The 23,431-nt window shown below is 65.1% G+C and carries 21 protein-coding genes; 7 read left to right on the forward strand and 14 right to left on the reverse strand.

Going from position 1 to position 23,431, the window contains the following annotated elements; all coding sequences use genetic code 11:
- Nucleotides 1–24: 24 nt before the first annotated feature.
- From fliK to BGI27_RS05265, 6 genes are all read right to left on the reverse strand, one after another.
- Nucleotides 25–1,029 (reverse strand): flagellar hook-length control protein FliK, encoded by a 1,005-nt coding sequence (gene fliK / locus BGI27_RS05240; RefSeq protein WP_095523842.1) that lies wholly within the window; start codon nucleotides 1,027–1,029, stop codon nucleotides 25–27.
- 248 nt (nucleotides 1,030–1,277) lie between these two features.
- Entirely contained in the window at nucleotides 1,278–2,156 is an 879-nt protein-coding gene (locus tag BGI27_RS05245; RefSeq protein ID WP_095523843.1) for a flagellin N-terminal helical domain-containing protein, read from the reverse strand.
- Between the two features lie 252 nt (nucleotides 2,157–2,408).
- Complete coding sequence (locus BGI27_RS05250; protein WP_095523844.1) at nucleotides 2,409–2,813, reverse strand: hypothetical protein; 405 nt, start codon at nucleotides 2,811–2,813, stop codon at nucleotides 2,409–2,411.
- Nucleotides 2,814–2,846: 33 nt separating this feature from the next.
- Complete coding sequence (locus BGI27_RS05255) at nucleotides 2,847–3,194, reverse strand: hypothetical protein (RefSeq protein WP_095523845.1); 348 nt, start codon at nucleotides 3,192–3,194, stop codon at nucleotides 2,847–2,849.
- A gap of 179 nt (nucleotides 3,195–3,373) precedes the next feature.
- Nucleotides 3,374–3,970: a DJ-1/PfpI family protein gene (locus tag BGI27_RS05260; RefSeq protein WP_095523846.1), complete on the reverse strand. Its 597-nt coding sequence runs from the start codon at nucleotides 3,968–3,970 to the stop codon at nucleotides 3,374–3,376.
- Nucleotides 3,971–4,028: 58 nt separating this feature from the next.
- On the reverse strand, nucleotides 4,029–4,613 hold the full coding sequence (locus tag BGI27_RS05265) for a DJ-1/PfpI family protein (RefSeq protein ID WP_095523847.1): 585 nt from the start codon (nucleotides 4,611–4,613) through the stop codon (nucleotides 4,029–4,031).
- A gap of 180 nt (nucleotides 4,614–4,793) precedes the next feature.
- On the opposite strand from BGI27_RS05265, the gene BGI27_RS05270 reads away from it, so the two are divergent.
- Both BGI27_RS05270 and BGI27_RS05275 read left to right on the forward strand, forming a co-directional pair.
- Nucleotides 4,794–5,774, forward strand: a complete 981-nt coding sequence (locus tag BGI27_RS05270; protein ID WP_095523864.1) for an aldo/keto reductase — start codon at nucleotides 4,794–4,796, stop codon at nucleotides 5,772–5,774.
- A 170-nt stretch (nucleotides 5,775–5,944) separates the two neighbouring features.
- A complete protein-coding gene (locus tag BGI27_RS05275; RefSeq protein ID WP_095523865.1) occupies nucleotides 5,945–7,393 on the forward strand; it encodes an MFS transporter in 1,449 nt (482 codons plus the stop codon).
- 60 nt (nucleotides 7,394–7,453) lie between these two features.
- Here the strand turns inward: BGI27_RS05275 and polA are convergent, their stop codons facing one another.
- Nucleotides 7,454–10,216 (reverse strand): DNA polymerase I, encoded by a 2,763-nt coding sequence (polA, locus tag BGI27_RS05280; RefSeq protein WP_095523848.1) that lies wholly within the window; start codon nucleotides 10,214–10,216, stop codon nucleotides 7,454–7,456.
- A 99-nt stretch (nucleotides 10,217–10,315) separates the two neighbouring features.
- On the opposite strand from polA, the gene BGI27_RS05285 reads away from it, so the two are divergent.
- From BGI27_RS05285 to BGI27_RS05300, 4 genes are all read left to right on the forward strand, one after another.
- Nucleotides 10,316–11,044 (forward strand): LOG family protein, encoded by a 729-nt coding sequence (locus BGI27_RS05285; protein WP_095523849.1) that lies wholly within the window; start codon nucleotides 10,316–10,318, stop codon nucleotides 11,042–11,044.
- 105 nt (nucleotides 11,045–11,149) lie between these two features.
- Nucleotides 11,150–11,500, forward strand: a complete 351-nt coding sequence (locus tag BGI27_RS05290) for a hypothetical protein (RefSeq protein WP_223871611.1) — start codon at nucleotides 11,150–11,152, stop codon at nucleotides 11,498–11,500.
- Between the two features lie 20 nt (nucleotides 11,501–11,520).
- Nucleotides 11,521–11,847: a hypothetical protein gene (locus BGI27_RS05295; RefSeq protein WP_095523850.1), complete on the forward strand. Its 327-nt coding sequence runs from the start codon at nucleotides 11,521–11,523 to the stop codon at nucleotides 11,845–11,847.
- Between the two features lie 135 nt (nucleotides 11,848–11,982).
- Nucleotides 11,983–12,963, forward strand: coding sequence for a Gfo/Idh/MocA family protein (locus BGI27_RS05300; RefSeq protein ID WP_095523867.1), 981 nt, complete (start codon nucleotides 11,983–11,985; stop codon nucleotides 12,961–12,963).
- 71 nt (nucleotides 12,964–13,034) lie between these two features.
- Here BGI27_RS05300 and queC read toward each other — a convergent pair whose 3' ends face one another.
- The 7 genes from queC to BGI27_RS05335 form a co-directional block, all read right to left on the reverse strand.
- Nucleotides 13,035–13,718, reverse strand: a complete 684-nt coding sequence (gene queC / locus BGI27_RS05305) for a 7-cyano-7-deazaguanine synthase QueC (RefSeq protein WP_095523851.1) — start codon at nucleotides 13,716–13,718, stop codon at nucleotides 13,035–13,037.
- 255 nt (nucleotides 13,719–13,973) lie between these two features.
- Nucleotides 13,974–14,231: a TIGR02647 family protein gene (locus BGI27_RS05310; RefSeq protein ID WP_095523852.1), complete on the reverse strand. Its 258-nt coding sequence runs from the start codon at nucleotides 14,229–14,231 to the stop codon at nucleotides 13,974–13,976.
- A 117-nt stretch (nucleotides 14,232–14,348) separates the two neighbouring features.
- Complete coding sequence (locus tag BGI27_RS05315) at nucleotides 14,349–14,771, reverse strand: hypothetical protein (protein WP_095523853.1); 423 nt, start codon at nucleotides 14,769–14,771, stop codon at nucleotides 14,349–14,351.
- Entirely contained in the window at nucleotides 14,768–16,810 is a 2,043-nt protein-coding gene (locus BGI27_RS05320; RefSeq protein WP_095523854.1) for a methyl-accepting chemotaxis protein, read from the reverse strand. Before BGI27_RS05320 ends, BGI27_RS05315 begins: the two co-directional genes overlap by 4 nt.
- A gap of 19 nt (nucleotides 16,811–16,829) precedes the next feature.
- Nucleotides 16,830–18,896 carry a methyl-accepting chemotaxis protein gene (locus BGI27_RS05325; protein WP_095523855.1) on the reverse strand — a complete coding sequence of 689 codons (2,067 nt, stop codon included), beginning with the start codon at nucleotides 18,894–18,896 and terminating at the stop codon, nucleotides 16,830–16,832.
- A gap of 200 nt (nucleotides 18,897–19,096) precedes the next feature.
- Nucleotides 19,097–20,413 (reverse strand): putative bifunctional diguanylate cyclase/phosphodiesterase, encoded by a 1,317-nt coding sequence (locus tag BGI27_RS05330; protein ID WP_095523856.1) that lies wholly within the window; start codon nucleotides 20,411–20,413, stop codon nucleotides 19,097–19,099.
- A gap of 96 nt (nucleotides 20,414–20,509) precedes the next feature.
- Nucleotides 20,510–21,859: a GAF domain-containing protein gene (locus BGI27_RS05335; protein WP_170942927.1), complete on the reverse strand. Its 1,350-nt coding sequence runs from the start codon at nucleotides 21,857–21,859 to the stop codon at nucleotides 20,510–20,512.
- A gap of 202 nt (nucleotides 21,860–22,061) precedes the next feature.
- Between BGI27_RS05335 and BGI27_RS05340 the strand changes: the two genes are divergently transcribed.
- Nucleotides 22,062–23,258, forward strand: a complete 1,197-nt coding sequence (locus tag BGI27_RS05340; protein ID WP_095523858.1) for an amino acid aminotransferase — start codon at nucleotides 22,062–22,064, stop codon at nucleotides 23,256–23,258.
- Nucleotides 23,259–23,431: the final 173 nt, after the last annotated feature.

The raw sequence follows: 23,431 nt of genomic DNA on the forward strand, positions 1-23,431 counted from the left end.
GAAAGTGCCTGCGGCCGTTCCGACCTACGCCTCCTCCGAGCCGCGAGAGGTTTCCAGCGCATGGCTCCGGTTGGCCAGCTGGACCACGACCTCTGCCGCGGCGCGGAACAGGCTGGGAGGCAAAGCTGCGGCAGGGCCTTGCGGCAGGCGCGCGGCAAGCGCGGAATCGGTTTCGAATCCCGGCAGGCCGTGGCTCATGCTGCAACGCATCAGGCGCAGACCGGCACGCGCCAGCGCGGTCGTGATGTCGGGCAGCGCATCGCTCAGCGGCGCCAGTGCATCCTTGCGCTCGGTGGCCAGGCTCAACTGGATGCCACCTGCCAGCCACTGCACCTGCAGCACGATACGGCCCAGCTGCCCGAGGGTAAGTTCAATGCGCAGGGCCAGGCTGCGCATGCTCCGGCGCGGCGTATCGCGCCCGTTGCCGTCAGGATCCGAATGGACCAGGCGCAACAGCATCGGCACGCCTCCCAGCGCATAGATCGGGAAGGTCCAGCGCCCACTGTCGAAGGGCTCTTCCTCCAGACCGGGCATCGGCACTGCCGGCGCCTGCCCCTGGTACGCCGCGATATCCGCCGACGGCTGGAACATCGCCTGCTGCCATCGCCCCTGCACCAGCGCACGCCATGAGAGTGCCAAGGCCGCGCCATCGGGCGCGCGCCAGGCAAATTGACGCAAGACGGCCTGATCGACCCGCATAGCCGCCTGCTCCGTCTGGAAGGGAATCGCCGCACGTGCCCCCGGACGACGCACGATGTCGCTCTGCAATTCGAGCTCCAGCTCCGGATAGACGCTCAGCACCTTCATCAACAGGATGTCGCCCTCGGCCAGCCCCTGCCCAAGGCGCCCCATGCCGATCAGACGCATCGGCCGACCATCGCCGGTAGTCACGAGCAGATCTTCGCCCAGCGTTTCCGCATAGGCCAGCCGCAACGTCTCGCCGGCCACCACCGAGGCCTGCCGGGCACCGCCCTCCCTCGACGATACGGGCCGAGCCTGGGTGACGTTGGCAATCCGCTCAAGCGCCATGCAAGTCTTCACTCCACAAGGAAACAAATCATGTGATGCGCACGGCGCACCCTAAGAACCACTTTCTTTTGCCACCGCCCCGAGGGCCTGTTTCCAACCGGCGGATGAATCTTGGTTTCCGACTGGCGCCGGCATGACCCGTCATGCACCGGCTGCGCATGGCGTACCTACAAAAAGGGCCTGCCACACGTACTGCGGCAGGCCCATGCGCTGGCCACCCCTGCACGGGGTGGCTGCAGTGCTGCCGATTACTGAATCAGCGTCAGCACCATCTGCGACATGCTGCTGGCCTGCTTGAGCATGGTCGTGCTGGCTTGCAGCAGGATCTGTTGCGAGGTCATGGTCGCGGTTTCGGAAGCGTAGTCCACGTCCATGATGCGGCCAGCAGCCTGTTCGGTGTTGGTCGACATGTTCGCGAGGTTGTTATAGACGTGCTCCAGGCGGTTGGAAGCAGCACCCAGGCCGGAACGCAGGGAGCCGACAGCATCCAGGGCGTCGCTGAGCGTATCGATGATGGCGTTGGTACCGGTAGCGCTCAGTTCGGCGCCGGCGGTGCCGTCTTCATACTTGGTGGAGCTGCTGGTCAGCGCGGTTGCCAGGGCGGTAACCAGCGTATTCAGGTCGACTTCCATGGTCTCGCCCGAGCTGGCGCCGATCTGGAAGGTCATGGCATCGCTGAGCTTGCCGCCGGAGCCGTCGACTGCGGTGCCGTCACTGAACAGGGTTGCACCGCCGAAGGAGGTGTTCTTGATGATGTTGGCAAGTTCTTCGCCCAGTGCATCGTATTCGCCTTGCAGCGCGGTCTGGTCGTCGGTGGTGGTGGAGGCCGTGTAGGCTTCGGTCGCCAGATCCTTCATGCGTTGCAGGATTTCGGTCACTTCGGAGAGCGCGCCTTCGGCGGTCTGCATCATCGAGATGCCGTTCTGGGTGTTCTTCTGAGCAACGGCCATGCCGCTGGTCTGGGCCTTCAGGCGGGTAGCGATCTGCAGGCCGGCAGCGTCGTCCATCGCGGAGTTGACGCGATAGCCGGTGCCCAGGCGGGTCATGGAGGTGGGCAGGGAGCTCTGGGTCTTGCTCAGGGAATTCTGCGAGACCAGCGCAGCGGCATTGGTGTTGATGCTCAGCATGGGGTTCTCCTTGCTTGTGAGAATGGGCGGAGCGCCGACGATCGACGCCCTCAGTGCTACAGGGCGACACCTGCCCGCGCTTCCTTAAATGTCTGTCGCGCCGCGGGTCCGGCAGTGCGCGAGGGCATCCGGCGTGCGCGGCTGCGGATCGATTCCGGTGCCGCGCGTATACGTAAAAAGCCCCCGGGCGGACGGCGTCCTTTCCGGGGGCAAGGCACATCGGCTCTCTAATCGTGGCGCGCCCGAAGCGGATCAGGGCAACGCGTACCAGCGGCTTTCCGGCTCGAAGCTGAGCAGGCGGGCACTATCCTTGCGACCCTGCATGAAGAAGAGCACGTCGAACAGGCGGCCCGGGTCCCGCGTGAGCCGGGGCTGCGGGCTGCGGGCGACAGCGCCCTTCAGCAGTTCGCGGTACTGGGTGTAGCAATTGCCGAGGTAGAAGGGCAGGCGCGAGATCTTGCGCGCGTTGGCGCCTGCCGAATCCTCGGGCAGCAGGAACTGCGTGGCATTCATGCCCATGAAGCCGGCATTGTCCAGGCCGCTGCGAACCTGACTGTCGAAGGCCGGCATGAAGCCGGTGAGCAGCATCAGCGTCTTCATCGGATAGGTGACGTTGGTATTGCCGACGAAGATGCCGGCGGAGAGCTGGTCCAGCACGGCATGCAGCCTGGCGTCGAAGATGCCCAGTGCTTAGTGGGACTGCTGACCGTTGACCGCCCGTCGACCGCCCCGAATCGACAGACCTTCCACCGAAAGATCGGCAAAGTATCTCAGGCGCTCGTGCAGCTCGGGGGCCTGCAGACTGGTCTGCAGCACATCCATCTTCTGCACGAAGGCGGCGCGCCGTCTGCCGGCGCCCCAGTCGCGCAGCACCCGGGTCAGCATCTGGGCCAATGCCCGGGTGTTTTCCCTGTTAGGGCTGGCGAGATAGGCCGCCGCGAGACCGCGCACGTTCTCGTAGTCACGATGGTAATTGGCCGGGAATTGCGCGATTGCCACGCAGATCTGCTCGGCATCGGCAGTGATTACTAGGGACATCGAACCGCTTCCGGGTAGGTTGGGCGACTCGACCTCCTGCGTATGACCCGGGAAAGCTGCGCCGCCTTGCGTATTGCCGGGCGCTACACCCGGCATCTCTATCCGTTCAAGGCGACTCACAGAAGGAATGGCTTAAACCCGTGTCGGCGAAGTGACTACAGGCGGCCTGCCACGCGTATTCAGCCGTTCTCGGTCCAGTCGAACTCCAGCTGTCGCGCGGTGCGCTCGGCGAGCTCGCGGCCGGCCAGCCGCTCCACCAGATGCAGGCTCATGTCGATCCCGGCCGAGATGCCGGCGGAACTGACCACATGCCCCTGATCCACCCAGCGCAAGCCTTCGCGCACGTCCAGCCCGGGGAACATCGCGCGCAGATCGGCAACGTCCTCCCAGTGCGTAGTCGCGGCAAGCCCCTCCAATACGCCGGCTTCGGCCAGCAGGAAGGCACCGGTACACACCGAGGCCAGAATCCGCACCTGGTGCGCCTGCCGCGCGATCCAGGCAATCACCTCGACACGCGCCAGTTCCTCCGTCACCACCCCGCCAGGCACGATCAGCACATCCAGCGGCGGATGATCATCGATACCGGCATCCGGCAGCACGGGCAGACCCGCCCGTGCCCGTACCGCCTCGCTGCGTGCGGCAATGGTCAGCACCTCGAATAATGGTGCACCGGGATGCTTGCGACCATGTACCCGTGAAGCGGTCGTGAACACTTCATAGGGCCCGGCGAAGTCGAGAACCTCCACCTGGTCGAAGACGTAGATGCCGATACGCATGGGAACTCCTTGCCATGGAAACGCATGCCCAGTGTAGCCCGGATGCGCTACGGCGGAATCAACGCTCGGGCGCTGGCGCTCCCTGGATGTCACGCCACAGCTGCAACTGCTCACTGCGATCCGGATAGATCTTCAAGGCGTCGAACAAGGCCATGGAGAAATCGACGAACGCGCGCCCCTTGGCGGTGATCAGGCCATCCACGCAGACCACGCGGGCTTCCTCCTGGCAATGCGCGCGCGGGAATGGATCCGCCAGGCCCTGACGTGCCGCCGACGCCGGCGTGCAGGTGGTGGCATAGGCGCGTGTATCGAGCAGACCGGCACGCGCCAGATAGTGCGGCCCATTGCAGATCGCCGCTACGGGCACGCCACGCGCGTGCAGCTGGCGGATCAGGGCCAGGATGCCCTCTCCCGGAGGCTGGATCGGCCCGCCGGGAATGACCAACGCCTCGATATCCTCACGCAGCAAAGCCTCGGCCACGGTGATGTCCGGCAGATAGCGCAGGCCCGACTCGCTCGTCACCGGCTCGGCGCTGTATCCCATGCCCAACACTTCGCGCCGCCCCACCTGGCGGATCTTGTGGAAAGCCAGCGTGATCTCGAAATCGGCAAAGAAGGGATAGTAGAAACAGACGACGCTCATGTTTTCGGCTCCTGTACGCGCTCACTCAAGAATGCGGGAACTCTACGCGCAGATGCTGCCGTCGCCTTTGTCATGCATGAAACACGCAGCACCTCCGGTTGCCACACAAATCCGCCATGCCCCGGCACCCGGGCTGCTATCTTGGGCGCTTCCCGCGTCGACTCCCCCAAGGACATCACCATGAAGAAGACTCGCCAGATCGCCGGCCGCAATATTGGCGCCATCGGCCTGGGCTGCATGAACCTGCACCATGGCTACGGACACCGTGCCACGCAGGAGGAAACGAACGCCCTGCTGCACCATGCACTCGACCTCGGCGTGGATTTTTTTGATACCGCCACACTGTACGGCTTCGGCACCAATGAGGAAGCCGTGGGGCAAGCGCTTTCGGCGGAGCGCTCGCGTTTCTTCCTCGCCTCCAAGTGCGGCATGCAGGGTGTAGACGGCGTACGTGTGATCGACGGCCGCCCGGCCACGCTCAAGGCCACCTGCGAGGACAGCCTGCGCCGGCTACGCACGGATCACATCGATCTGTATTACCTGCACCGCTGGGATAAATCAGTCCCCATCGAAGAAAGTGTCGGCGCACTGGCGGATCTGGTACGCGAGGGCAAGATCGGCGCCATCGGACTTTCCGAAGTCTCCTCCGCCACGCTGCGGCGCGCGCACGCAGTGCATCCGGTGGCCGCACTGCAGTCCGAATATTCCCTGTGGAGCCGCGATCCCGAACGCGGCGTACTGCAGACCTGCCGCGAACTGGGTGTGGCCTTTGTCGCCTTCAGCCCGCTGGCGCGCGGCTTTCTCGGCGATCTTCGGCAAGTGGATGGTTTCACCGCCAGCGACATCCGCGCCAGCATGCCGCGCTTCGCGCCTGCAAGCTATGCCGCCAACCTGACGCTTGCCGACGCCGCCACAGCCATCGCCAGTGATGCCGGCTGCAGCCTGCCGCAGCTCGCGCTCGCCTGGCTGCTGCGCGACCCCATCGTCAGCGTAATCCCCGGTACCACCCGCCGCGTCCATCTGGAAGAGAACCTCGCCGCCGACCGCGTGACGCTCGACGACACCCAGCTCGCACAACTCGACAGCCTGTTCGCCCCCGGCAAGATACAGGGCGAGCGCTACAACGCCGCCTCGATGGCGGAGATCGATCAGGATCGGTAGGGTGTGGAGCGCCGCAGGCGTTGCGCACCATCCGACACCGTTAACGTTTGTATCCGGGCGCGCCCGAGGCATACCGTGAGGCGCATACTGTGCCACGTGCCAGCGCTGGTCCGTCACCAGGCCGCGCTGCCGTGGAGTTTCCGCACTGGTGGCGCCCCAGAGGCATGAACATGGCAGCCCCCCTTCCCGATGAAAAAAGGACGAATTACCGCTGGGTGATCTGCTCTCTGCTGTTCATGGCAACGACGATCAACTACATGGATCGTCAGGTACTGTCGCTGACCTGGAAGGACTTCATCGCCCCGGAGTTCCATTGGAGCAACAGCGACTACGGCAACATCACCGCGATGTTCTCCCTCTTCTACGCCATATGCATGTTGTTCGCCGGGCGCTTCGTGGACTGGATAGACACCCGGAAGGGCTTTCTGTGGGCAATCGGCGTCTGGTCGCTGGGCGCCGTGCTGCACGCCTTCTGCGGCATCGCCACGGCAGGTGTGGTGGCAGACACCTGGCTGACGGGCTTCGAAGGCGCCAAGGAAGCCATCCGCACGGTGGGTGACACCGCACTGGTCATCAGCGTGAGCACCAGTCTGTTCGTTTGTGCCCGCTTCGTACTGGCGCTGGGCGAAGCCGGCAACTTCCCCGCCGCGATCAAGGCGACCGCCGAATTCTTCCCGAAAAAGGACAGGGCTTTCGCCACCAGCATCTTCAACGCCGGTGCCACCGTCGGAGCCCTGCTGGCGCCGCTGAGCATCCCGATCTTCGCACGGCTCTATGGCTGGGAAATGTCCTTCGTGCTGATCGGCGCGCTGGGCTTCGTGCTGATGGGGTTCTGGATGTTCATGTACCGCAAGCCTCACGAACATTCGCGGGTGAACCGGGCAGAGCTGGCCTACATCACGCAGGACGCAGCGGACGAAGCCGATGGCGGCAAGGCTGCCTCCGGACGCAGGCTGTCGTTTACCCAGTGCTTCCGCTACCGTCAGACTTGGGCCTTCGTCATCGGCAAATTCCTGACCGATGGCGTGTGGTGGTTCTATCTGTTCTGGACGCCGGCCTATCTGAGCGACGTCTATGGCCTGAGCTCGGATTCGTCGATGGCGCAGCTGTTGTTGTTCGTACTCTACGCAATCACGCTGCTTTCCATCATCGGCGGCTGGTTGCCCTCGTATTTCGTCACCCGCAAGGGCATGGACCCTTACGCCGGACGCATGCGCGCGATGCTGATCTTCGCCTTCTTCCCGCTGCTGGCCCTGCTCGCGCAACCGCTGGGGGATCACTCGTACTGGTTCCCCGTCATCATCATCGGCATCGCCGGCGCGGCCCACCAAGCCTGGTCGGCCAACATCTTCTCGACCGTGGGTGACATGTTTCCGCGCTCCGCCATCGCCACCGTCACGGGCATCGGCGGCATGGCCGGCGGCCTGGGCTCCTATCTGATCAACAAGGGCTCCGGCGTGCTGTTCGACTTCGCCGCCGCCAACGAGTGGAAGCTGCTTGGCTTCCACGGCATCGAGTCTGGCTACTTCGTCATCTTCTCGGTCTGCGCGGTGGCCTACCTGCTGGGCTGGGGCATCATGAAGACGCTCGTGCCGCGCTACCAGCCGATCGAGGTCTGATCATGCCCTCACACCATAAACTGTCTGGCGGAGCCGCCTCCGGAAGTTACGCCCTACAAATCAATGCGCTTCATCCCAATTGGCGCCGACGCCCACTTCCGCCAGCAGCGGCACCTTCAGTTCGGCCACGCCGGCCATCAGTTGCGGCAGTTTCTGACGCACGATGTCCAGTTCGGCAGCGGGCACTTCGAGGATGAGTTCGTCATGCACCTGCAGCAGCAGCCTGCTCTCTAGCCGTTCGGTGCCGAGCCAGTCGTAGACGCGGCGCATGGCCATCTTCACCAGGTCGGCGGCCGTGCCCTGCATCGGCGCGTTGATGGCGGCGCGCTCGGCGCCCTGACGGCGGCCGGCATTGCTGCTCTTGATCTCGGGCAGGATCAGACGGCGACCGAAAACAGTCTCGACATAGCCTTTGTTGCGCGCCAGCGCGCGCGTTTCTTCCATGTAGCGGGCCACACCCGGGTAGCGCGCGAAGTAACGATCGATCCAGCTCTGTGCGGCGCTGCGTTCGATCTCCAGGGATTTGGCCAGGCCGTGCGCGCTCATGCCGTAGATCAGGCCGAAATTGATGGTCTTGGCATAGCGGCGCTGCTCGCTCGTGACTTCCGCCGTGGCGATGCCGAAGACCTCGGCGGCGGTGGCACGGTGCACGTCCTCGCCCTGGGCGAAGGCTTGCAGCAGGCGCTCATCACCGGAAAGGTGGGCCATGATGCGCAGCTCGATCTGCGAATAGTCGGCGGAGACGATGCTGTAACCGGCGGGCGCGATGAAGGCCTGGCGGATGCGGCGGCCTTCAGGGGTGCGTACGGGGATGTTCTGCAGGTTGGGGTCCGATGAGGCAAGCCGGCCGGTGATGGCACCGGTCTGCGAGAAGCTGGTGTGCACCCGGCCGGTCTGCGCGTTGACCATGCGCGGCAGCTTGTCGGTATAGGTGTTCTTCAGCTTGGCGAAGCCGCGGTATTCGAGCAGCAGGCGCGGCAGCGGGTAGTCGAGCGCCAGTTGGGCGAGCACTTCTTCATCGGTACTGGGCGCGCCACCGGGCGTCTTCTTCACCACAGGCAGTTTCTGGCGCTCGAACAGGATCTCACCAAGCTGCTTGGGGCTGTTGAGGTTGAAGGGCTGGCCGGCGGCTTCATAAGCCTGCTGCTCAAGCTCCAGCAGCTTGCGGCCGAGCTCGTCACTCTGCCGGGCGAGCAGATCGGCATCGATGAGCACGCCCTGGCGCTCCATGGCCCACAGCACTTCCTGTACCGGCAGCTCAATGTCGCGATAGACACGGCGGAGGCCGGGCTCGGCGGCGATCAGCGGGGAGAGCTTGTGGTGCACGCGCAGCGTGACGTCGGCATCCTCGGCGCCGTAGGCTGTCGCGTTTTCCAGCGCCACGTCGGCGAAGCTGATGGCCTTGGCGCCCTTGCCGCAGATATCGGTGTAGGACAGCGTGGCGAGATCGGTGTGGCGGCTGGCGAGACTATCCAGATCGTGGTTGCGGTCGCTTTCCCAGGCGGCGGATTCGAGCAGGGTATCGTCCTGCACGCCGCGCAGACGGATGCCGTGGTTGGCGAGCACGTGCATGTCGTACTTCAGGTTCTGCCCGAGCTTGGGCTTGCCGGCGTCTTCCAGCCAGGGCCGGAGCCGCGCCAGCACTTCGTCCAGCGGCAGCTGATCGGGCGTGCCCGGTGCGCGGTGCGCCAGCGGCAGGTAGGCGGCCTCGCCCGGTGTCACGCTGAAGCTCATGCCGACCAGCCGGGCGTCGAAAGGGTCGAGGCTGTCGGTCTCGGTATCGAAGGCGGTGAGCGCGGCAGCATTGATCTTCGCGAACCATTGATCGAAAGCTTCCCAGGTGAGGAGGCATTCGTAGGCTTCGCGGTGGGCGGCGCTGCGCTCCACCGGTACCGGCAACTCTTCGGCGCCGAAGAGACCACTCTGGCCGGCGGCGGACGCGGCAGAGGCGGCCGGCGCGTCAGTTGTGCTGTCGGCGTTGCCTTGCACGGCCTTGAGCAGGGAGCGGAACTCCCAGCGTGCGAACTGCTCGGCCAGCACCGCATTATCCGGTGTGCGCCAGGTGAGTTCGTCCAGCGATTCGGCCAGGGGCACGTCGCAGACGATGGTGACCAGCCGGCGGCCCAGCGGCAGGAAATCCAGCGCGCGGCGCAGGTTCTCGCCAACCACGCCCTTGATGCTGGCCGCATTGGCGACGATGGCGTCCAGCGAGTCGTATTCGGTCAGCCATTTGACGGCCGTCTTGGGGCCGCACTTCTCCACGCCGGGCACGTTGTCGACGGCATCCCCCACCAGGGTGAGGTAATCGACGATGCGCTCGGGCGGCACGCCGAACTTGGCGATCACGCCCTCGCGATCCAGCGTCTCGTTGGTCATGGTGTTGATCAGCGTGATGCCGGGCTGCACGAGCTGGGCCATATCCTTGTCGCCGGTGGAGATCAGCACCTCGAAACCTCGTGCCGCGGCCTGGCGCGCCAGCGTACCGATCACGTCATCGGCCTCGACGCCGGCCTCGACGATCACCGGCCAGCCCATGGCCTTGACGCAGGTATGGATCGGCTCGATCTGCGCGGCCAGATCCTCGGGCATCGGCGGGCGGTGCGCCTTGTATTCCGGATACCAGTCAGCGCGGAAAGTCTTGCCCTTGGCATCGAACACGCACACGGCATGCGTGGCACCGGTGCTGGCCTTGAGCGGGGCGAGCATGTTGAGCACGCCGCGCAGTGCGCCGGTGGGCTCGCCGGCCTTGTTGCGCAGGTCAGGCATGGCATGGAAGGCGCGGAACAGGTAGCTGGAACCGTCTACGAGCAGGAGTTTTGACATGGCTTTGAGCGGGCAGGCGGAAGGAGGGAATGCAGGGCTTGCGCCTGGACTGGGAATGCACGCAGACTCCGGAGTTCCAACTTGCTTCCGGACCGACTCATGAGTGCAAAACACAAGTTGCCGCCCTTCGTGGCTCCCTCGATGAAAGAGCAGGCGGATCAGGCGCGCGAAGCCTGGCGGGTGTTCGGGATTATGTCAGAGTTCGTGGAGTCGGTAGAGCGGCTGAAGGCCATCCGCCCGGCCGTCTCGATCTTCGGTTCGGCGCGCATCAAGCCCGAGCATCCGCACTACCAGCTCACCGAGCTGATCGCGCGCAAGCTCTCGGATGCCGGTTTCTCGGTGATCTCAGGCGGCGGCCCCGGCATCATGGAGGCCGCCAACAAGGGCGCCTTCCACGGCAAGAGCCCCTCGGTGGGCCTGAACATCCAGCTGCCGCACGAGCAGAGCGGCAACCCCTATCAGGACATCTCGCAGACCTTCCGCCACTTCTTTCCGCGCAAGGTGATGTTCGTCCGCTTCGCCTCGGCCTACGTGGTGATGCCCGGCGGCTTCGGCACGCTGGATGAAGTCATGGAAGCGCTGACGCTGATCCAGACCGGCAAGGGCCGCAAGATCCCGGTGATCCTCGTCTGCCGGGAATTCTGGACCGGCCTGCTGGACTGGTTCCGCAACACGCTGGTGGCCGAAAAGATGATCAACCCGCAGGACATGGACCTGATCCAGCTCATCGACGATCCGGACGAGATCGTGGCGGCCATCTTCCAGCACTACGAGCAACGCGGCTTCACCGATCTGCCGGATGAGCACGAACTGATGCTGAATCTATAGCGGAGCAGGGCAGCAGCAGACTGCCCGCCACATCCAGGGCCAAGCGACAGATCGCGAATAGTCGCGCCCAATGCCGGTTTTACAACCAGGAGGAGATCCATCTTGATGACCCGGGAACTGCGGGGCCTTGCCCTGCTGATTTCAACCAGCCTGCTGTTTGCCTGCAGCTCGGCACCCACGCTCGTGGCCCCTCAGCCACCCGCAAAATACCAGCCACTCGGGCGCGCCGAAGGCCAGGCCTGCGGCGCACTCGGCCTGCTCGCCACGGCCTACTACGCGATCCCGCTGGGCCTCAACAGCCGCACAGAGCGTGCCTATGAAGCCGCGCTCGAAAGCGTGCCCGGCGCAACCGGCCTGATCAATGTCGAGATCAAGGAAGACTGGGCTTGGATCCTCCTTGCCACCACCCGCTGCACCACCATCACGGGCGATGCCATCAAGGAGATCAAGGGATAAAGACGCTCGCGAGAACACTCATGCTCTGCACCAGCCTCGCACTGGCCGCCTGCGCCAGTCCGGTGGTGAAGCTGGGCAACGTCAGCACGCTCGACCAGATCGATACCGGCAAGGGCGAAAAGCTGGTGGCCTCGGCCTCCGGTTTCCAGCTCCTGCTGTTCATCCCGATCGCCGTCAAGGGGCGTCTGAACAATGCCTATGACAACCTGCTGGAGCAGGCTGGAGACCGCCTGCTGACCGATGTGAAAGTCACCGAGTCCTGGAGCTACGGGTTCGTCGGCACGGTCTATACCACTACTATCGAAGCCACCGCATATCCGAAGCGCACGGCGACGGAAAAACGGTAGCACCCCGCCACGGCGCGCGATCATGCAGGCTGGATGACGCGCGCCATTTCCATATCCGGACCAGACCTCGATGAACGCAGGGCCTGATCCTGCATCAGATACAGACTCTCATCTCGGGCAGCAACAGGAGGCATGATGAACACCAAGACATCCATCCGCTGGGGAATCCTGGGCTGCGGCGACGTCACCGAAGTGAAAAGCGGCCCGGGTTTCCAGAAAGCCGAAGGGGCGACCCTGATGGCCGTGATGCGGCGCAATGGCGAGCTGGCAGCCGATTACGCCCGGCGCCACGGTGTGCCGCGCTGGTATGACGACGCCGAGGCATTGATCAATGATCCCGAGATCGACGCCGTCTATATCGCCACGCCCCCGGGGGCTCACCAGCCACTTGCCTTGCGCTGCGCCGCAGCCGGCAAGCCTTGCTATGTGGAAAAGCCGATGGCGCTGAGCCATGCCCAGAGCCTGGTGATGTTGCAGGCCTTCGCACACCGGCAGCTGCCCCTGTTCGTTGCCTATTACCGGCGCGCCATGCCGCGCTTCCTGAAAATCCGCTCGCTGGTGCAGGGGGGCGCCATCGGCAGCGTGCGTGCGGTACATCTGCTGTTGCAGCAGCCCCCCATGCCCGAGGATGTCGACCATGACAATCCGCCCTGGCGGCTGGACCCCACCCTGGCCGGCGGCGGCCGCTTCGTGGATATGGGCGCGCACCAACTCGACTTCCTCGATTACCTGTTCGGCCCGATCACCGAAGTACATGGCGTGGCCAGCCATCTGGCCGGTCACGGCAAAGTCGAGGATACGGTCAGCGCCAGCTTCTGCTTCGGCAACGGCATCGTCGGCAGTGGCAGCTGGTGCTTCTCAGCCAGCGAGCGCGTCGATCGCTGCGAGCTGATCGGCAGCGCCGGCAGGCTGGTGTTCTCCACCTTCGACGATGCGCCCTTCACGCTGCACACCGCCGCCGGCGTCGAGGAATTCCACATTCCCAACCCGCCGCATGTGCAACAACCGCTGATCCAGTGCGTCACCGAAGCCCTGCTCGGCCATGGCAGCAGCCCCTCCACCGGCGAGAGCGCGGCGCGCACGGATGCGGTGATCGACCGGATACTGGGGCGCTAGGGTGTCTGGATTCCGGCGAACGCCGGAATCCAGACACCAGCCCCGGCACCGAGGCACGCATCCGGGCTAGGTCAGGCCTTGATGTAGCGCGTCGGATCGACCAGACCGGCGGCGTCGAAACCGGCACTGCGCAAGCGGCAGGCATCGCACTTGCCACAGGCTCGGCCATCGTCGTCAGCCTGGTAGCAGGAAACCGTGAGGCCATAGTCCACACCCAGCGAATTGCCCAGTTGCACGATCTGCGCCTTGGTCAGATCGATCAGCGGAGCATGGATACGCAGGCGATTGCCTTCGACGCCGACCTTGGTGGCGAGGTTGGCCATGGTTTCGAATGCCTGGATGAAGGCTGGCCGACAATCGGGATAGCCGGAGTAATCCACGGCATTCACGCCGACGAAGATGTCGTTAGCTCCCAACACCTCGGCCCAGCCCAGCGCCACCGAAAGCATCACGGTGTTGCGCGCAGGTACGTAGGTGACGGGGATGCCGGTCTGCAGGCCATCGACCGGCACGGCGATACTCGCGTCGGTCAGTGCGGAGCCACCGAACTGGCCGAGGTCCACATGCGCCACCCGATGCTCGCGCGCACCAAGCGCGGCAACCACGCGCTGCGCAGCCTGCAGTTCGGCCGCATGGCGTTGGCCATAGGCGACGGACAGGGCATAGGTCTCGAAACCCTGATCGCGGGCGATGGCAAGACAGGTGGTGGAGTCGAGCCCGCCAGAGAGCAGGACGACGGCGCGGGGTGCGGACATGGCAGGAACTTCCGGAAAAGAGAGCTGGGGGCGGATTATCGCCCCGCGCGCCGGGATGCGCCTAGCGTGCCGCGCCGATGCCCGCCATACGCAGGCTCGATGGGCCTCCGCTCAGAACCTGTTCATAGTCTTACTGCGAGTCCGTGATCGGGGCTCATGTGCTGCTCGGAATCCTCATGTATCCACATACACTCCGGTTCCTGTGCTGCTCTTCGCCCCGCTGACGGTCTCTCGTGACAGACTTTGAACAGGTTCTCAGGCCGGCTGTGCGTGTGCCGGCTGGGTGCTGAAGATGCTCAGCAGCAGCTGAGCCTGCTCTGCCGCGTCACGCCCCAGTGGCGTGAGATAGCCGCCGTCACGCTGGGTGATGAGGCCACGCGCATGCAGACGCGTGGTTGCGGCGATGACTTGCGCATCGGCATTGCTGTGGATCTTGAGGCCCTGCTGGCTGGTATCGAGGTCGAAACGCAGCAGGGCATTGAGTTCGTCGAGTTGCTCTGCGGTGAAGCCCATGCTTGTCTCCTTTTTGTCGCCACCGGGTCTCTCCCGGGGCGGGACATCCGCACCCGAAAAAGCACGGAGGGCTGTTTCGATGCGAGTATCTTGGCTTGAGGCGCGTGCGCTGTCGACTCAGGGTTTGCCGCCAGCACCGGCCGGTGGCAGCAATTCGGCCAGTTTGCGGTGTGCGGCATGCGTGGCGTGCGGCAGCAGGCCGGTGAGATCTGCCACCTCGAAACGCGCGGGATCGATCTTCTGCCCGTTGGCAAAGGAGATCTCGATGGCGCCCGGATCCTGCCGGCCGATACCCAGCAGCAACAGCATGGGCATGGGATTGCCGATGCGCGGCACCGAGCCGCGCAGATTGTCGGCGTTGAGCACCATGAATGGCTGCGCCACGCTGTGGTGGCGCACGGTCCAGATGTGCTCGCGCTGGTCGGTACGGGTGATGAACTCGGTCACCGTGTTCCAGCGCGCCAGCACGGCCTCGGCGGCGGCGACCACCTCGGGCCAGCCGCGCGTGCTGCGCCACAGGAACTGGTTGAGTCCGCTCATGATCCTGCTCCTGCGCGCAGGTTGCGGATGTGGCCGGCCAACTGGGCAGCCAGGGTATCCAGGCTGCGCGTGATGGTGCGTGATTCGCTGGCGGCGGCATTGTTGTCGTCGGCCATGGTGGCGACGCGCTCGACGTTGGCCGCGATCTCGTTGCTGGTCGCCCCCTGCTCGCGCAGCGCCAGGGAGATATCCGCCACCAGCTGCACGACCTGGCTGGAGGCCGTCTGGATCTTGCGCATCGACGTGCCGGCTTCGCGCGTGAGGCCCACACCTTCGCTCACCCGCACCACACCCTGCTGCATCGCGCCTACCGCCTGCTCGGTGCCGGCCTGCAGCGTCTGGATCATGTCCGCAATCTCGACCGTGGCGCGCGAGGTGCGTTCGGCCAGCTTGCGCACTTCATCGGCCACCACGGCGAAACCGCGTCCGGTCTCGCCGGCGCGGGCGGCCTCGATAGCGGCGTTCAGCGCCAGAAGGTTGGTCTGCTCGGCGATGTCCTTGATGGTGGAGACGATGGCGCTGATACGCTCCGAATTCGCCACCAGTTCATCGATCACGGTCGAGGATTGCTGCACCGCATCCGAAATGCGTTCGATTTCCTGCTCGGTGCGGCTGGCCAGGCGCTCGCCTTCGGTGGAGGCTTTCTGCGAAGCGCTGGCCATCTGCTCGGCCTCGGTGGCGTAGCGCGCGATCTCGTTGATGCCGACAGTGACCTGCTCGACCGTGGCCGCCATCGTCGTCGCGGCCTCGCTCTGTCGTGCCGAATCGCGCGCGATGGATTCCGCGGACTGGCTCAGCTCCGTGGTGGCTTCGCCAAGACGTGTGGTGGTGGCTTCGAGCTGGTGGATCACGCCTTCCAGCGAGGCGCTCATGGCGTTGAAGCGCTCGGCGACGGTCCCCAGTTCATCCTTGGCCACGATCTCGATGCGATGACTAAGTTCGCCCTGACCGACCCGGCGCGTACCCTCGGCCAGCCGGCTGACGGATTCGCGGATCGACAGGAAAACCGCCACGCCGCAGTAGGCCAGCACCAGCGCCATGGCCAGCGCGATCAGGTTCAGCGCCCAGAAGCGCGCGCCCAGCCAGAAGGAACGCGTGCCGATCAGGGACGAGAATTCGTCGGTGATGCCGGTACGGGCGAGTCGATCGAAATCGTTCAGCGCCGTGGCGGACGCAGTCAGAAAAGCCTCGGTATCGGTGGCAGGCAGGCCGGAAAGCAGCCCGGTACGCGTCAGCTCGACGAATTCGCCATTGCGCTGGCGCAGCGAGGCGACGGCCTCGCGCAGATCCTGCCCCAGGCCGTCGTGACCATGGGCCGCGCGTGCCAGCGTGTCTTCGAGCTGCGCGGTCTGGTTCTCGATGGCGTCGATCATCGCCGTCATGCGCCGCCATTCACGCGAGTAGCCGGGCACGCCCAGCACCAGGGTACCGGCAGCGCGCATCTCGGCCAACTGTTCGGAAATTCCCGGCAGGCCGCGCAGCACCGCCTCGGCAAGATAGGCACCGCGCGGATCGGGGTCGCGCGCCAACGCGGAGGCATCCGCCAGCTCGTGCATGAAGGTGTGGTAGCTGGCGAACCAGGCATGATGCGCCGATGGCAGGCTCATGCGATCAAGCCCGGCAAGACCGTCGCGGTACTGCTGCCAGGCCGTAAGCACGGGCGTCCAGGTGGTGGTCAGTCCGAGCTCCTTGCCCGAACCTTCGAGGAACTTCGTCATCTCGGCATGCGCAGCATCCACCGCCGCGGCGGACTCCGCTGTCGCAGCCTTGTACTTCTCGTCGCCATGGGCGGCGAAAGCCAGGCCAGCATACAGCTGTGCCTGATGGAAGGCCGTGCTGGCCAGCGCCTGGGCACGCAGGCCACGACGCTCCAGTTCGACCGTGTGCAGCTCGCCGCGCAGCTCCATGACCAGCGTGATCATGAAATAGCCCACGGAACAGAGCACTAGCAGGCCCACGAGGGAGAACTTCGCCGGATAGCGCAGACGACGCAGCAGGACGATGGCCGGCGCGAGCAGGATGGAAAGCAGTTGCTTCATGGCATGGACTCCTGTCGGCTCAAAGGCGGAAACGGCGCACTTCACGCGTCAGCTCTTCGGCGAGCGTGACCAGCGTGCGTGCGGTGTCACGGGCCTGGCCGATGACGGCATTGTTTTCCTCGGCCATCTGCGCAACGGCCTCCACATGGCGGGCGATGTCCGTACAGGCACTGCTCTGCTCGCGCAGTGCCTGCGAGATCTCGCTGACCGAGTGCAGCACGCGCGAGGATTCCTCGCGGATACCATTCATCGCGGCGCCGGATCTGCGCGTGAGCTCCAGCCCCTCCTGCACGCGCAACACACCGCCCTGCATGGCGGTGACGGCGCGGCCAGTACCGGCCTGGATGGCACCCACCATGCCGGCGATCTCCTTGGTGGCGCTGGTGGTGCGCTCGGCCAGCTTGCGTACCTCGTCGGCCACCACGGCGAAGCCGCGGCCGTCTTCGCCCGCGCGGGCAGCCTCGATGGCGGCATTCAGCGCCAGCAGGTTGGTCTGGTCGGCGATGTCCTTGATCGACTGCACGATGCTGCTGATACGCGCCGAGTTCTGGCCCAGCTCCGCAATCACGGCGGAAGACTGGTTCACCGAGTCGGCGATCTGCGCCATCTCGGAAACGGCATGCTCCACCACCTTGCCACCTTCCACCGAGAGTTCGCCGGATTCGCTGGCGGCGGAATCCGCAGCGCTGGCATTGCGCGCGATCTCCTCCACACCCACGGTCATCTCTTCCACCGAGGCCGCCATGCTGGCCGCGGACTCGCTCTGCCGCACGGAGCCGTCACTGACGCGGTCAGCGGTACTGGCCAGGCTTTCCGCCGCCGACTGCAACGCCTCGACGCTCTGTCGCACAGAGCCCAGCGTGGTGGCGAGCCCGGCCGCCATACGGTTGAACTGGGAGGACACGGTTTCCAGCTCGTCGCGTGCCAGATACTCGATGCGATGGCCCAGTTCGCCTTCACCGATGCGGGTCGCGCCTTCGGCCAGGCGGGCCACGCCGTCGAAGATGCTCATCATCAGCGCGGCGCTGATATAGCAAAGCATGCCGACGAGCAGCGCGCCGATCAGGCTGCTGTACCAGAAGCGTGCCTCCAGCGCCTCGACTCGCGCGGCCAGACGCTGATCGAGCACCTCGCGCAACGGTGCGTAGGCCGCATGCAGGGATTGCTGCACGGCGCCCGCTTCGTTGATGAAGGTGGCCGGCGAAAGGCTGAAGGCTCCACGCACAACTTCACGCTCGGCTGAATCGAGCACGCCCTGCAGGGCCGGCGCCAGCGTTTCGGCCTGCGCCTTGAGCGCATCGGCAGATGCCGCAGAGCCGGCACGCACCAGCGCGTCGAGCAGGTCGGCACGCGCACTGGCGGCACTGTTGCCCAGCGCGGCCATGCGCGTCCATTCCGCCCCCACATCCTTGGTGACCAGCAGGCCCACGGTGGTTTCGCCCAGTGCCGCAAGACGTCCGCTGGCGTTGGGCAGCTTGCGGATCAGCAGATCGGCCAGCAGGTTGCGCGAACGCTCGCTATCACTGAGCAGGCCGGAAGCCGCGCCCAGATCGGCGACGAAATCCTGCAGACCGCGCTTGATGCCCGCCAGCGCCTGTGCGCGTTGCTCACCGGAAGTGGCCGGCAACCCCTGCCAGGCCGTACGTAACGCACTCCAGCGCTCCGCCAGACCGAACCGGTCATCCTGTTGCAACACCGTGGCCAGCGCATCGAACTGGCGTGCCACGGCGGCGGCCTGGCCGGGCAGGGTGGCGCCATAGGCGGCGTCGTGCTCGGCGGCATGCGCCACCAGACTGTAGTGCTGCACCTGTGCCAGCGCGGCCACGTAGAAACCCACGGTGGCCATGGCCAGCGCACCCAGCAGGGCAAACTTGCTGCCATAACGCAGGCCGTTGAGCAAGCGGATGGCCGGCGCAAAAAAACCTTGCACGTCGCCGCTACGCACCGCGCCGTAGAGCTCGGAGCCCAGCACACGCGCCTTTTCGCCGAGCACGCCGACCTTCGCGGTACGGGTATTGAACGGAATGCGGGGTCGCGTCCTGTCGCCAAGCAGGCGTGAGAACAGACTGGTCTTAGGCTGGGCCATGGCCTTTATCTCCTCTTGATACGGACGGCGACCAGGGCCGTCCGGGTTCTTTTTTTCATGTCTTCCCAGAAACTGTTCAGGATCTGTCGCGAGAGGCAGTCAGCGAGGTGAAGAGCCGCGCAGGAACCAGAGTGTATGTAGGGTTCCGGGCAGCGCATGAGCCCCGATCACGGCCTCGCAGTAAGATCATAAGCAGCTTCTCAGGGCTCGATGCTGCGCGGGGGCAAACGCATCAGGGCGCCTGCCTGCTCTGCAGGCAAGGGCTTGCTGAGTACGTAGCCCTGGGCTTCATCGCAGCCGAACCGGTGCAGTCCAGCCAGGGTTTCGGCATCTTCCACGCCTTCGGCCACCACCTGCAAGCCCAGGCTGTGAGCCAGCCCGACCGTGGAGCGCACGATGATCGCATCCTGCTCATCGTGCAGCATGTCACGCACGAAGGAACGATCGATCTTCAATGCATGCAGCGGCAGGCGCTTGAGATAGGCCAGCGAGGAGTAGCCAGTACCGAAATCATCCACCGACAGATGCATGCCCAGTTCGGCGAGCCGGTTCACAACCAGCATGGCACGGTCGGGGTCGTTCATCAGCGCCGTCTCGGTGATCTCGAGTTCGAGGAAACGGGGCTCCATGCCGACATCGGACAGCAGCCCGGCGAGCGCATCCGGCAAGGTGATGTCGAGGAGATTGCGCGTCGACAGGTTGATGGACACCCCCACCTCCAGCCCGTCGGCATGCCAGCGCGCCATCTGCTGCACGGCCTGCCGTGCCACCCACAGCGTGAGCGGACGGATCAGTTCGCTGGTTTCGGCGAACTGCACGAACTCACCGGGAGGAATGAAGCCCAGGCGCGGATGCTGCCAGCGCACCAGCGCCTCGCAGCTACACCAGCGCGCGCTGCCGAAGTGGTAACGCGGCTGGTAATGCAGGATCAGCTGATCACCACGGATCGCTGAACCCAGTTCGGTGATCATGGCCAGCCGGCGCGGGTTGTGCTCGTCGTAACTGCTGTCGTACAGGCTCACTGAGCTCGAGTTTTCCTTGGCCGCGTACATCGCCACGTCAGCACAACGCAACAGGGCATGACTGGTGCCGCCGTGCTGCGGATACACCGCCACGCCGATGCTGCCGCCCAGCTCGATGAAGATGCCCTCGACCTCGGTCGGGCGGTACAGGCTGCGCACGATCTCGCCCGCGATCTCCAGTGCCCGCGCCGCATCCGGCAGACGCGGCAGCAGCATGGCGAACTCGTCGCCGCCGAGCCGCGCAACCACGCCCTGATGTGCCGCCACGGTCTCCTGCAGGCGTTGTGCCACCAGGCGCAGCAACGCGTCGCCGGTACGGTGGCCCAGCGTGTCGTTGACTTCCTTGAAGCGATCCAGGTCCAGCAGCATCAGGCTCAGGCAGCCCGGTTGCCCGGCGATCGCACGCAAGGCCTCGGTGGCGCGCCGGTGCAGCTGGATGCGGTTGGGCAGGCCGGTCAGCGAATCGTGGTTGGCCTGGTATTCCAGTTCCTGCACGTTGCGCGCGTTGGCCAGCGCCAGCGATACGGTCTGACAGACCGCGCGCAGGGTCTCCAGTTCGGCATCGGAGAATTCGTTGCCGCATTCGTAGAACTACAGGCCGATCACGCCCAGCGCACGCCCCTGGTACACCAGGGGCAGATTGGTCACCGAGCGCACGCCGTCGGCCTGCAGGATGGCGCGGACTTCGTCGTCCATGCGCTCGTCCTCGGCGATGTTGTCGCTGTGCAGGATGCGTCCGAGCTCGATGGCATGGCGCGACAGGCTGCGCTCGATGGGCATGAAGCGCCGTGCGGCGGTCTGTTCGTCCGTATAGCCCACCGAAGCCACCACTTCGTAGCGCCCGCCGTCCGCTTCGGCCAGATGGAACATCGACAGCGGCGAGCGCTGCAGCACCTGCAGTACGCGCAGGGTTTCGGCGGCGATCACACGGCTGTCGGTGGTGCCATGCAGCTTGCTGGCAAGGCTGTTGACCACCTGCAGCGAAATGTTGCGTTGCTTGAGCAGCTCGGCCGAAGTCTGGCGCAACTGCTCGGCCACACGTCGCTCGGTGACGTCGCGCAGGATCGCGGTGACCTGATACTGGCCACCCAGCCAGATCGCCGACAGTGTGGCCTCGACCTCCACGCGGGTGCCGTCGGCACGCAGATGCGTCCATTCCGTATGCTGCGGCCCCTCTGCGATGGCGTTGCGCACCAGCGCGGCCATCTTATCGGCCGAAGTCTGGCCGTCAGGTTGCAGGGGCGGCGACAAAGCCTCGGGCGGACTGCCCATCAGAATCTCGCGCGGGTGCCCGAACAGGGCCAGCGCACGCGAATTGCAATCGATGATGAGACCGTCGGCGATCACCAGGATGGCGTCTCCGGCCGCATCGAAGATGCCGCGGTAGCTGCGCTCGCGGTCCTTCAGTGCATGGAAGACCTGTACCTGCCCCAGCAGATCGGCCACCGAGGCGGCGAACTGCTGCTCCTCGCGGCTCCACAGACGCGGTCCGCCCGCATGCTCCAGGCTGAGCACGCCGGAGAGCTGCCCGGCTTCGTGCAGGGTCGCGATCAGGGCGGCACTCATGCCTTCCGGCCCGAGATAGCGACGCTGGAATTCGGCCACCCGCAGATCGCTGGCGCTGTCGTTCACCTCCAGCACGCGGGTACCGTCCAGCTCCGGAGACAGGCGCATCAGCACCGCCGCCGGCATGACCTTGCCGGTTTCGAAGCAGCCCTGATCCGCCCGGAAAGACAGGCGACATTCGAGCCGCACACGATCCTGGCTGAACTGCCACACGCTGACACGCGCAAGCTCCAGCTCCCCGGCCAGGGTGCTGGTTATATCGCGCAGGGCGCCGTACAGGTCGCTGCGCCACAGATGCTCATCGCGCACGAGACGCACGAACGCCGCCTGGAGGCGTTCACTGAGCTTGTCGTAAGAAGCAGCAGGCGCTGTCATGCAGGGGACGTTTTCCATCGGGCAGACTACCGGCGATAATGCCTAACTCCGCAACTAACGGCGCCCTGCAAGAAAACTGAAATCGGCGCGCGAAGCTACGGCCCCGCCACGATGCCTTACACGTTAATCCCGGCGCAAGCCTCTTCCAGCCTGTTAAGCTTTCCGGCTGTCCCGCGACTCTCAACCATCCAAGAACCGAACCATGTTCCAGCACATTGATGCCTATGCCGGCGACCCCATCCTGTCGCTGATGGAGACCTTCAAGACCGACACACGCAACGGCAAGGTCAATCTCTCCATCGGCCTGTACTACGACGAAAAGGGCACGATCCCCCAGCTGCAGGCCATCCAGCAGGCCTACGGCCGCATCGAAGGGCGCAGCAAGGTTCCCAGCGTGTATCTGCCCATGGAAGGCTTCAAGCCTTACCGTGAAGGCATCCAGCACCTGCTCTTCGGCGCCGGCAATGCGGTGCTCGCCGCCGGCCGTGTGGCCACCATCCAAACCCTGGGCGGCTCCGGCGCGCTGAAGGTCGGTGCGGATTTCCTCAAGCGCTATTTCCCGCAGTCCGAGGTGTGGGTTTCCGATCCGACCTGGGACAACCACGTCGCCATCTTCGAAGGTGCCGGCTTCAAGGTGCACACCTATCCCTACTTCGACCCGCAGACACTCGGCGTAGCCTTTGACGCAATGCTCAGCGCGATTGCCACGCTGCCGGCCAAGAGCATCGTGCTGCTGCATCCGTGCTGCCACAATCCGACCGGCTCCGACCTCACCCCGGCCCAATGGGACAAGGTCGTCGACGTCGTGCGCAGCCGCGAACTCATCCCCTTCCTCGACATTGCCTATCAGGGCTTCGGCGCCGGCATGGAGCAGGACGCCTACGCGATCCGCGCGCTGGCTGCCGCCGGTCTGCCTTTCCTGATCTCCAATTCCTTCTCCAAGATCTTTTCGCTGTATGGCGAACGTGTCGGTGGCCTGTCGGTGGTCTGTGACGATGCGGCAGCGGCCAAACGCGTGCTGGGCCAGCTCAAGGCTACGGTGCGCCGCAACTACTCCAGCCCGCCGATGCTGGGTGCCGAACTGGTGTCCACGGTGCTCGGCGACGCGCAGCTCAAGGCCGGCTGGCTGGCCGAAGTGGAGGCCATGCGCACGCGCATCATCGCCATGCGCGAAACGCTGGTCGGCGCACTGAAGCAGACCTTGCCCGGCCGCAACTTCGATTACCTGGTCGAGCAGCGCGGCATGTTCAGCTACACCGGCCTCAGCGCCCCGCAGGTGGACCGCCTGCGCGAAGAATTCGGCATCTATCTGGTACGCAGCGGCCGCATCTGTGTGGCCGGGCTCAACGACGGCAACGTCGGCCGCGTAGCCGAAGCCTTCGCCAAGGTCATGGCCTGAGAACCTGTTCAAAATCTGTAGCGAGAGAGCGTCAGCGGGGGTGTAGGCAGCAAAAAGCAGAGCGCAGCTCTGCGCTGCCGCAGCCGGTTTACTGTGCAAAGCAAACCGTGGGCAGCCAAGCAGCGCATGAGCCCCGATCACGGACTCGCAGTAAGACTATGAACAGATTCTGA

Origin of the sequence: Candidatus Dactylopiibacterium carminicum (genome assembly GCF_014736495.1) — a bacterium.
Taxonomy (GTDB): Bacteria; Pseudomonadota; Gammaproteobacteria; order Burkholderiales; family Rhodocyclaceae; genus Uliginosibacterium; species Uliginosibacterium carminicum.

Excerpts from the sequence above, each read along its gene's own strand:
- fliK (WP_095523842.1), bottom strand. The coding sequence starts at position 1,029 with ATGGCGCTTGAGCGGATTGCCAACGTCACCCAGGCTCGGCCCGTATCG.
- BGI27_RS05270 (WP_095523864.1), top strand. The coding sequence starts at position 4,794 with ATGAAGAAGACTCGCCAGATCGCCGGCCGCAATATTGGCGCCATCGGC.
- BGI27_RS05335 (WP_170942927.1), bottom strand. The coding sequence starts at position 21,859 with ATGACAGCGCCTGCTGCTTCTTACGACAAGCTCAGTGAACGCCTCCAG.
- BGI27_RS05310 (WP_095523852.1), bottom strand. The coding sequence starts at position 14,231 with ATGGGCTTCACCGCAGAGCAACTCGACGAACTCAATGCCCTGCTGCGT.
- BGI27_RS05320 (WP_095523854.1), bottom strand. The coding sequence starts at position 16,810 with ATGAAGCAACTGCTTTCCATCCTGCTCGCGCCGGCCATCGTCCTGCTG.
- BGI27_RS05245 (WP_095523843.1), bottom strand. The coding sequence starts at position 2,156 with ATGCTGAGCATCAACACCAATGCCGCTGCGCTGGTCTCGCAGAATTCC.
- BGI27_RS05285 (WP_095523849.1), top strand. The coding sequence starts at position 10,316 with ATGAGTGCAAAACACAAGTTGCCGCCCTTCGTGGCTCCCTCGATGAAA.
- queC (WP_095523851.1), bottom strand. The coding sequence starts at position 13,718 with ATGTCCGCACCCCGCGCCGTCGTCCTGCTCTCTGGCGGGCTCGACTCC.
- BGI27_RS05295 (WP_095523850.1), top strand. The coding sequence starts at position 11,521 with ATGCTCTGCACCAGCCTCGCACTGGCCGCCTGCGCCAGTCCGGTGGTG.
- BGI27_RS05315 (WP_095523853.1), bottom strand. The coding sequence starts at position 14,771 with ATGAGCGGACTCAACCAGTTCCTGTGGCGCAGCACGCGCGGCTGGCCC.
- BGI27_RS05290 (WP_223871611.1), top strand. The coding sequence starts at position 11,150 with ATGACCCGGGAACTGCGGGGCCTTGCCCTGCTGATTTCAACCAGCCTG.
- BGI27_RS05265 (WP_095523847.1), bottom strand. The coding sequence starts at position 4,613 with ATGAGCGTCGTCTGTTTCTACTATCCCTTCTTTGCCGATTTCGAGATC.
- BGI27_RS05340 (WP_095523858.1), top strand. The coding sequence starts at position 22,062 with ATGTTCCAGCACATTGATGCCTATGCCGGCGACCCCATCCTGTCGCTG.
- polA (WP_095523848.1), bottom strand. The coding sequence starts at position 10,216 with ATGTCAAAACTCCTGCTCGTAGACGGTTCCAGCTACCTGTTCCGCGCC.
- BGI27_RS05300 (WP_095523867.1), top strand. The coding sequence starts at position 11,983 with ATGAACACCAAGACATCCATCCGCTGGGGAATCCTGGGCTGCGGCGAC.
- BGI27_RS05275 (WP_095523865.1), top strand. The coding sequence starts at position 5,945 with ATGGCAGCCCCCCTTCCCGATGAAAAAAGGACGAATTACCGCTGGGTG.
- BGI27_RS05325 (WP_095523855.1), bottom strand. The coding sequence starts at position 18,896 with ATGGCCCAGCCTAAGACCAGTCTGTTCTCACGCCTGCTTGGCGACAGG.
- BGI27_RS05255 (WP_095523845.1), bottom strand. The coding sequence starts at position 3,194 with ATGTCCCTAGTAATCACTGCCGATGCCGAGCAGATCTGCGTGGCAATC.
- BGI27_RS05260 (WP_095523846.1), bottom strand. The coding sequence starts at position 3,970 with ATGCGTATCGGCATCTACGTCTTCGACCAGGTGGAGGTTCTCGACTTC.